The following is a 9388-nucleotide window of genomic DNA, read 5'->3' on the forward strand; positions in this document are numbered from 1 at the left end:
TTAAGACGCCTGAGCTGAGGCTTCGCTAGAGGCGTGCCGACGGAGCATTTCGCCGGCGAGAGCTAGGTATGCAATGGCGCCTTTTGATTGTCGATCGTAGGCCAATACCGGCAGACCATAACTTGGGGCCTCGGCAAGACGAACATTTCTTGGTATGCAGGTACGATATAGACGTTCACCAAAGTGCTCGGATAGTTGCGACGAAACATCGTTGGTTAAACTGTTACGCGGATCGTACATGGTACGTAAGATCCCCTCGATATACAGCTTAGGGTTAATAAATTCTTGAATTTGCTTAACTGTGCTTATTAGCGCCGAAAGCCCTTCCAGTGCGTAGTACTCGCATTGCATTGGAATAATGACACCGTCACAGGCCGCTAGGGCATTGACGGTAAGCATGTTCAGTGACGGTGGACAATCGATAAGAATATATTCGTACTGATTTTTCACCACGCTCAGGGCATTACGTAGTTTTTGCTCGCGATTATCTAGGCTCAGCAGTTCAACTTCTGCGGCGGTTAGATCACCGTTGGCTGGCAAAACGTCGTAACCAGCTTGGCTCTTGACGATGGCTTCGTTAATGTTGGCCTGATCGGTAATAACGTCGTAGATCGATACTTCCAGCTCATTTTTTTGTACGCCCGAACCCATGGTGGCGTTGCCCTGGGGATCTAGATCGACCAGAAGTGTTCGTTTCTTGGTGGCATCCAACGACGCCGCCAAATTTACGCAAGTAGTGGTTTTACCTACGCCGCCTTTTTGATTGGTAATGGCGAAAACGCGATTCAAATTGATCACCTGTGACTGGTTCGGTTCGAATTAGAATGTTGCCCTATACAACTCGCAAAAGTTCCGGGCGAAGTTATCTGGGAAATTGTACATGACTGAGAAGGCTTTAGCGTGATGGATTCAGCAACCAACTTACAGATATTTAAGCGCCGTAGATTAACACCAATTTGCTGAAAATTACTCTAAATTCTCAGCATTTCGCGCGACTATTCCTCGCCGTTAGATCGTTCCTCTCGACTTATTCTGTTGAGTTTTTAGTGATCACCAGCAGATGGCGGCTCGCGTCGTCGTCGGGGAGGTGAATACTGAAGCTTTCTTTAACTACAAAACCCGCGGGCATTTCAGCGATTTCCTGCTCAGGATAAACGCCTTTCATTGCCCAAAAAACGCCCTTGTCATCTAAAAGCGTTTGGCAACCTTCGATCATATCTTTAAGGCTGGCAAATGCGCGACTGATGACAGCATTTAAGGGCTGCGTGGGTTGGTGTTTTTCGACTCGTTCGTTAAAGACCGACACATTGGTAAGTCCAAGTTCGATTTTCACTTGGGTTAGAAAGCGGGTTTTCTTACCGTTGCTATCGAGCAAACTCACTTGCCAGCCGGGATTCATAATCGCCAGAGGAATTCCCGGTAAACCGCCGCCTGTACCCACATCAATGATGTGGTATTGCTCGGTTTTAGGCAAAAGCGTGCAGATGGATAAGCTGTCGATAATGTGACGATGAACGATGCCTTCTAGATCGCGAATCGCAGAAAGGTTATAGGCTTTGTTCCACTTGTGAAACAGCTCCACGTATTGCACGAGCATTGCCAATTGCTCGTCGGTAATTGGCAGCGCTAGACGATCGATCAGGACACTCAGTTTGTTTGCTAAGTCAGACATAGGTTCGAATTTACGCTTCGCTCAAATTTGCTTTTTGTAAGGCGCCACGTTTTTTCAAGTATATCAATATCAGCGAAATGGCCGCCGGTGTAATGCCCGGTAGACGCGATGCTCTTGCCAAGGTTTCGGGTTTTGCATCACTGAGCTTTTGTTTTAATTCGTTAGAAAGCCCTTGCACGATGGAATAATCGAAGTCAGACGGAATCAAGGTGTTTTCATGTTGACGCAAACGCTCGATATCTTGGCTTTGGCGTTCGATATAACCGGAATACTTTGCCGCAATTTCTACTTGTTCACGTACTTGCTCGTCCACGGCGCCTTGACCTTTGAGATCGGCGATATCGTCGTAGGTTAGTTCAGGACGTTTCAAAAGATCCAACAAGCTGTATTCACGGGTTAGGGGCGATGGCAGTTTAGTTTCTATGGTTTTTGCTTCGTCGCTGCCAGCTTGAATCCAAGTGGTTTTAATACGTTGTTGCTCGCGTTCAACCTGCTCGCGTTTGTCGCTAAAGACCTGCCAGCGGTGATCATCAACAAGCCCTAACTTGCGACCAATTTCGGTCAACCGAATATCGGCATTATCTTCGCGCAGCAGCAGTCGATATTCCGCGCGGCTGGTAAACATGCGGTAAGGCTCACGAGTACCAAGACTGATCAGGTCGTCCATCATCACGCCCATGTAGGCTTCGTCGCGCCTTGGACACCAAGGCTCTCGGCCAGTAACGGCCAGCGCGGCGTTAGCACCAGCCAATAGACCTTGCGCGGCAGCTTCTTCGTAACCGGTGGTACCGTTGATTTGCCCGGCAAAGAATAATCCGTGAATGTAGCGGTTTTCGAGATTGTATTTCAGCTCTCTCGGATCAAAGAAATCGTATTCGATGGCATAACCCGGACGCATGATATGTGCGTTTTCAAAGCCCTTGATGGAGCGTACCGCTTGTTCTTGGATGTCATAGGGCAGGCTGGTAGAAATACCGTTAGGATAAAGCTCATGGGTAGTTAAGCCTTCTGGCTCAATGAAAATCTGATGTGAGCTTTTATCGGCAAAGCGATTGATTTTATCTTCAATGGACGGACAGTAGCGCGGCCCTACACCTTCGATAACACCGGTAAACATGGGCGATCGGTCGAAGCCTGAGCGGATAATGTCGTGAGTACGCTCATTAGTGTGTGTAATCCAGCAGCAAATTTGTTGGGGATGCTGGGCTTGATTACCCATGAACGACATCACCGGCGCTGGGTTATCGCCCCATTGCTCTTCTAAGCCTTCGAAATTAACACTTTTTGCGTCAATCCTTGGCGGAGTTCCCGTTTTTAGTCGATCAACGCTGATCGGCAATTCTCGTAAACGATTGGCTAAACCGATGGATGGCGGATCTCCAGCACGACCACCGCTGTAATTTTCTAGACCGATATGAATTTTACCGCCGAGGAAGGTACCCGCGGTCAGAACAACTGCATCGGCGTAAAACTTCACGCCCATTTGCGTAACAACACCAACAACCTTGTCGCCGTCAAGAATCAGGTCTTCAGCGGCCTGTTGAAAGATATCGAGATTGGCTTGGTTCTCAAGAATATTGCGAATGGCGGCCTTGTACAGTATGCGGTCTGCTTGGGCACGGGTCGCTCTTACCGCTGGACCTTTGCGGGCATTGAGTACCCGAAATTGAATACCGGCAAGATCGGTTGCCTTGGCCATGGCGCCACCTAGGGCATCAATTTCTTTTACCAGATGACTCTTGCCGATGCCGCCGATGGCCGGGTTACAGGACATTTGCCCCAAGGTTTCAACATTGTGCGTTAACAACAAAGTTGGGCAACCCATGCGCGCTGCTGCTAAGCAGGCTTCGGTTCCGGCGTGACCACCACCGATAACAATAACTTGGTAGCGCTTGTGCGCGTGTTGACTGTGTTCTGACATTGGGAATACCTACATCTTCACCCACTGATAGGGGCAGACTCAAGGAAAGGGGGCGCAATTATATAGAGATGTTTGCGTTGGTCAATTCATCACCAAAAATAAATTCACTCTCAAATTAAATGAATTATGAATAATTTATACTTATATATAGAGATATATAGGATTGTTTTTGTTTATGTAATTAGCTGTACAGTTTTCTGGGTATAACTGGTATAAAAGTTAATAAAATCAATTTCTTAGGTAAATTTCAAGGTTGTAGAGAAGTTGTTGTTTTACAGCGGTTTTACGTGCTAATTAGCTGTCAGAGAATTCTCCTGATTCTGGTCTCGATGGGATTCATACCCTTAAATTGGGGATGCTTTTGAGGATTATCCTGAAGTTTTACGCCTGTTATGCCAGTTCTACTTAATGTATCGATACCGCTTACCGTTTTTGCGAATACTTTTGTTGATAAGTCTGTGTGTAATTGTTGATAACAATTTCGCAAGGCATAACATTATCTATAAGCTGTGAATAACTTGAGTTTATTGAGTGAATCTCATGTGCTTTTTTAGTGCATATGTATAGATTGTGGAGATGAAAGTAAGGTTTTCGATTGAGTTTTTTAGGTTGTTTTGAAAAGTTTTCTGGATTGTTTTGAAAAAAATATCGCTTTCTCGATATTCGGTAGGTGTTTTTACGGTATTTGATCGAGTCTTTGGCGGTTTATTGAGCGTTAGATTTTACGAAGTGATCTCGTTGCTAAGTAATCTAGAGGATATTCGGTTGAAAGCGCGAGTGGGTATCAAGGCGCATGACTTGGCGAGGGCGAACTCGGTTACTTAGACGTGAGTAATAATCAGTAACCAAGATTTCTTGCTGAAGGGTTTTTTGAATGGGAAGTGATGTTATTTGCCGATGCAAAAGCTTGAAAAAATTTCTCCGAGGAGGTCGTCATTACTGAATTCACCGGTAATTTCTCCCAATTGTTCTTGGGCACTGCGCAGATCTTCGGCGACCAGTTCTCCGGCGTTATAGAGTCGCAGTTGTTGCAGCGCTTGCAGCACAGATTCTTTAGCCCTGGCAAGGGCATTTAAATGTCTGGCTCGGGCGGTAAACAAACCTTCTTGGGCCTGTTGATAACCAGCTTTCTCCTTTAAGAAGGTTTTTAGGGTCGATAGGCCGGTTTCTGTTTTCGCCGATAAAGCAAATATGTGTCTTTGTTTAGACAATCTGCCTTCGGGGAGCGTGGTTAGATCGATTTTGTTCACAATAAAGCAGAGTTTATCGGATGCTAACTCGGTCAAACCCAGATGTTGCAGCTCTTGATTGCAGATTTGCTCTAGATTGCCTTCGCTAATCGATAATAGTTTCGAGTCCAGCAATACCAATACTACTTGGGCTTTTTCTAGCTCTTGTTTAGCGCGGGCCACGCCAATTTTTTCCACAGGATCTTCCGTATCGCGAATGCCTGCCGTGTCGGTTATTTGGATGGGAAGGCCATCGATCTGAATGGTTTCGTGTAAGACGTCTCTGGTGGTGCCGGCTATGTCGGTAACAATTGCTGATTCCCGCTCCGATAACGCATTCAGTAAGCTGGATTTGCCCGCGTTTGGACGTCCGGCGATTACCACGCGAATTCCTTCTTTCAAAATAGCTCCTTGTTGAGCTTTGTTTTCGGTACTGATCAGCTGCTCAATGATTGCTTCAAGGGCTCGTTCTACCTTGCCGTCGCTTAAGAAATCGATTTCCTCTTCTGGGAAATCAATAGCCGCTTCTACATACACTCTAATTTCAATAATTTGTTGCAAGAGTTGTTCGATGTGTTTCTTAAACCTACCTTGCAAAGACATCAAGGCATTGTCTGCGGCGGCTTCCGAGCCTGCATCGATTAGATCCGCTATGGCTTCGGCTTGGGTGAGGTCGATTTTATCGTTTAAAAACGCTCGTTGAGAAAACTCACCCGGTGCCGCAATTCTTGCTCCAAGTCGTACAACCTCTTGCAACAATCGGTTGATAAGCACATGTCCACCGTGGCCTTGGAGTTCTACGACGTGTTCTCCGGTAAATGAATGTGGTGCGGGGTAGTAGATAACTATGGCTTCGTCGAGTAGTTTTCCGTTTTGGTTGCGAAGCTCTGCTAGGGTTGCGTAACGCGGTTTTAGTGGCTTGGCGGTGAGCGTTTGGGCGATGGTCAGGGCTTGATTTCCAGAGATGCGAATGACGCTAATGCCAGCTCGTCCGGGGGCTGTGGCAATGGCGGCAATGGTGTCTTGATCGGAATGGAGTAGTTTAGCCATGGGTATTCGCACTGACTCGAGTGATATAACAAAAAGGCGCCCTTAAGGCGCCTTTCTTCAAACTTATCTTAGATTGCTGTTTAGCCTTCTGCATCAATTTTACGGGTGATAATCCATTGCTGCAAAATTGATAAACTGTTGTTTACAACCCAGTAAAGAACCAAGCCAGCTGGGAAGAAAATAAACATCACCGTGAACATGATCGGTAAAAACTGCATGACTCGCGCTTGCATTGGATCGGCAGGTGCCGGTTGCAATTTCTGTTGGATCAACATGGTAACGCCCATGATGATCGGCAAGATAAAGTACGGGTCCATGACCGATAGGTCATCGATATAACCTAAAAACGGAGTATGACGTAACTGCACGCTTTCGAGCAGTACCCAATAAAGAGACAAGAACACCGGCATCTGGATAAGAATCGGTAAGCACCCGGTCATTGGGTTTACGCCTTCTTTACGGTAGATTTTCATCAACTCCGCAGACATTTTTTGTCGATCTTCACCATAGCGCTCTTTAAGTTCGGCCATTTTCGGGCCGAGCTTGCGCATTTTTGCCATGGATCTAAAACCAATTGCACTGGGTACGTAGAAAATGGCTTTGATCAACACGGTCAATAGGATGATCGACCAGCCCCAGCTTGCTACCACAGAATGAATGAACTGGAGAATGTGGAACAGCGGCTTAGCAATCCACCACAACCAGCCGTAATCCACGGTTAGATCGAGATAAGGAGAAATTTTCTCAAGACGGTCAATATCTTTTGGACCGGCATAAAACTGTGCCTTAACGGCGTGCTTTTCACCGGCCGGTACGAAAAATTTGGATGTTCTGAACGTCAGCAGGTAGGCATCTTTAACTTCTTTAAGATTAAAGACGTTTTTGCTTTCTTGCGGTGGAATCCAAGCACTGATGAAGTAGTGCTGAACCATAGCCACCCAGCCACCGGTTTGTTCAACTTCGAATTCGTCTTCGGCGATATCACCGAAATCGAGTTTCTTATATTTGTCATCGGGGGTGGTTATCGCTGCGCCCCAGTAAGGTTGCACACCAAATCCTGCGCCGCCTTTTACTTCCGGCTTTTGACCATCACGTTTTATCTGACCAAAAAATATGCCCGACCAATTTTCGGAAGATTGGTTGTTAATGATGTATTCAACACCAATGAGGTGTTCGCCGCGTTGGAACGAGAACCGTTTGGTGATGGCAACGTCACCTTGTTGATAGTTAAGATCAACGTTTAGGGTATCGTTATCGTCGGCTAGTTGATATTCGGTCTGCGCGACGCTAAATATGGGGCGGTTAGTATCGCTAAAATCGGTGCCATTTTTGCCGATCAAACCACTTTGGGCGATGTATAAAGCCTTCTTGTTTTGTTCCAGTAAAACCAGCGGCTCGTCCGAATCCAGATCTCGTAAATGATCCGCCAGGCTCAACGCGATGATATCGCCACCGTGTGGATTGATGGTGACGTTTAAGGTATCGGTTTTTACGGTAATAAAGCGCAATTCATTTTCGGTACTAAGCGCAGGCTTGGTTTCGTTATCGCTCGGTATTTGCGGAATAGAGCTTTCTTGGTCTTCTACTTGAGGGAAGCCGCTTTCCGATGACACGGATTCGGTATTGAAGTCCGTCGTCGTGGTTGAATCGAAGCTTTGTTCAGAAGTTGCCTCTACCAATTGTGGACGGTTGTTAAAATCAACCCATTCTCTGATCAGTAGGAGAGAGACCGCCAGTATTGCGGCTAAAATCGTTGCTCTTTGCCAGTCCATCTATATAAGCCGTGCAGTGAAATTACTGATAATAAAGGTGTGTTTAATCTGGAACCCGATCGATACCGCCTGGGTGGTAAGGATTGCATTTTACGAGGCGCTTGGCGGTTAACCAGCTACCTTTTAAACTGCCGTGCTTTTCGAGAGATTCGATGCAGTATACCGAGCAGGTTGGTTCAAAACGGCATTGATTTCCGAGCCACGGGCTCAATAAAAATCGATAAATTTTTACCAAGAAAATCAAGCAGTGTTTCATGACCAAGCTCTCGCTGGGGATTGTTCCGATTGCTGCGCTTTGGGAGAAGCCTTAGTTTGGGTTTTTCGCCAAAGTTTATTCAAAATTTTTGCGACTTCTGGATTGTCGAGAGTCTCCAGATTTCGTCGGGCGAGCACTATAACATCCAAATTGCCTAATTGGTGCTTTTGATGTCGAAAAGATTCGCGAATAAGACGTTTTATACGATTTCGTTGGCTTGCTAATCGCAGGTTTTTTTTCGCGATGACTAAGCCTAGGCGGGCATTTTCTACATCGTTGCTACGACACAGAAAAAGAAAATTAGGATGTGAAACTCGAAAGTCCGGCTTATCAAAAACCGGTTGATATTCGCGGGCACTTAGGAGCCTATCTTGCTTGGAGAAATCTGGCAAACAAGTTTACCCGCGAATACTTAAGACTTATTAAGCAGCAAGTTGCTTACGGCCTTTCAAACGGCGACGCGCTAGTACTTTTCTACCGCCTTTAGTTGCCATACGTGCACGGAAACCGTGGGTTCTTTTGCGTTTCAAAATGCTTGGTTGAAAAGTGCGTTTCATTTGTTAGTACCTATTAATAAAGCTTAATAAGAAGTTGCAGTTTTTTGAGCACTACGAATAGGTCGTTTACAAATCATATAAAGACAAAAAGACCACTTTTGGCTTTTACCAACGCGATCTTTCATTGATTTGTTTTTGCTCAATTTCGAGGAGGCGGGATTTTAAGGAAACTGAAGCATTAAGGCAATAATAAAAGCGCAAAAAATAGCTTTTTTTTCATTTTAGGGTTTACGTACAATTTGATCATAACTTATCAACAGGTTTTATTCAGTCTTCTGTGTATAAGTTTGGTTTTTCTCGACCGCACACCTGTGAATATTATTTTTTAATTGCTAATACGCTGATTTATAAAGATTTTCGTTGTTATTGTTGTTTTAAAACGCGTAAAATAGTGTGGATAAGTGTTTTCTTTCACGGTACAATTCTCCCATAAATGATTTATAACTGTATTTTATTTGATCTAATATTTGCACTTTATTAAGATTTTAGGCGTCGGCTGTGCCTAAGTTTTCTTATTATGTGAATAATTCATAAGTTATCCAGACTTACTCAGTTTTGTAGATAAAATTACCCGTAATTCGCTAAATCTGTTGATAAATACCTTCCGAAGGGCACTGTCTTGGCTTTTGTTGCCGAGCGGTTTGTATGTCGATATAGCTCGTTTTGGCAGTTGTGTCCGGCTTGGCGTTTTCAGGTCTTTATTTCTTACGTTTTAAAAAGAAAGAAATCGACGATGGTTGTTAGGTTTTTCGGATGTTTTTCTGACTGAGGGTTTGTTAATAACCAAGTATGCATAAAATGGACTGTGGGTGAATCGTTACTAGGCTTAATTGCCTTGCTTCTTATCAATCTGGTTAAGAAGTGTTCAATAAACATAATTCGTTAAGCTTACCGTTGCTGCTTGGTTTATTCAGTGTTTTTCAATAGATAC

9 protein-coding genes are annotated in these 9388 nt (G+C 45.0%); 1 reads left to right on the plus strand and 8 read right to left on the minus strand.

Translation table 11 applies throughout. The annotated features are described in order from the left end of the window. The 3 genes from ACYQ28_RS07665 to mnmG form a co-directional block, all read right to left on the minus strand. Positions 1-789 (minus strand): ParA family protein, encoded by a 789-nt coding sequence (locus ACYQ28_RS07665; protein ID WP_460049249.1) that lies wholly within the window; start codon positions 787-789, stop codon positions 1-3. Between the two features lie 238 nt (positions 790-1027). Further along, entirely contained in the window at positions 1028-1672 is a 645-nt protein-coding gene (rsmG, locus tag ACYQ28_RS07670; RefSeq protein WP_460049250.1) for a 16S rRNA (guanine(527)-N(7))-methyltransferase RsmG, read from the minus strand. Positions 1673-1682: 10 nt separating this feature from the next. Further along, positions 1683-3593 carry a tRNA uridine-5-carboxymethylaminomethyl(34) synthesis enzyme MnmG gene (mnmG, locus tag ACYQ28_RS07675; protein WP_460049251.1) on the minus strand — a complete coding sequence of 637 codons (1911 nt, stop codon included), beginning with the start codon at positions 3591-3593 and terminating at the stop codon, positions 1683-1685. Between the two features lie 636 nt (positions 3594-4229). On the opposite strand from mnmG, the gene ACYQ28_RS07680 reads away from it, so the two are divergent. Next, entirely contained in the window at positions 4230-4418 is a 189-nt protein-coding gene (locus ACYQ28_RS07680) for a hypothetical protein (protein WP_460049253.1), read from the plus strand. A gap of 62 nt (positions 4419-4480) precedes the next feature. Here the strand turns inward: ACYQ28_RS07680 and mnmE are convergent, their stop codons facing one another. From mnmE to rpmH, 5 genes are all read right to left on the minus strand, one after another. Then, positions 4481-5872: a tRNA uridine-5-carboxymethylaminomethyl(34) synthesis GTPase MnmE gene (gene mnmE / locus ACYQ28_RS07685; RefSeq protein ID WP_460049254.1), complete on the minus strand. Its 1392-nt coding sequence runs from the start codon at positions 5870-5872 to the stop codon at positions 4481-4483. Between the two features lie 80 nt (positions 5873-5952). Next, positions 5953-7644, minus strand: coding sequence for a membrane protein insertase YidC (gene yidC, locus ACYQ28_RS07690; RefSeq protein ID WP_460049256.1), 1692 nt, complete (start codon positions 7642-7644; stop codon positions 5953-5955). 43 nt (positions 7645-7687) lie between these two features. Then, positions 7688-7900: a membrane protein insertion efficiency factor YidD gene (gene yidD, locus ACYQ28_RS07695; RefSeq protein WP_460049257.1), complete on the minus strand. Its 213-nt coding sequence runs from the start codon at positions 7898-7900 to the stop codon at positions 7688-7690. Next, entirely contained in the window at positions 7897-8292 is a 396-nt protein-coding gene (gene rnpA / locus ACYQ28_RS07700; RefSeq protein WP_460049258.1) for a ribonuclease P protein component, read from the minus strand. Before rnpA ends, yidD begins: the two co-directional genes overlap by 4 nt. 30 nt (positions 8293-8322) lie before the next feature. Beyond that, positions 8323-8457: a 50S ribosomal protein L34 gene (rpmH, locus tag ACYQ28_RS07705; protein ID WP_460049260.1), complete on the minus strand. Its 135-nt coding sequence runs from the start codon at positions 8455-8457 to the stop codon at positions 8323-8325. Positions 8458-9388 lie beyond the last annotated feature (931 nt).

The sequence above is a fragment of the Sessilibacter sp. MAH1 genome (assembly GCF_054658315.1).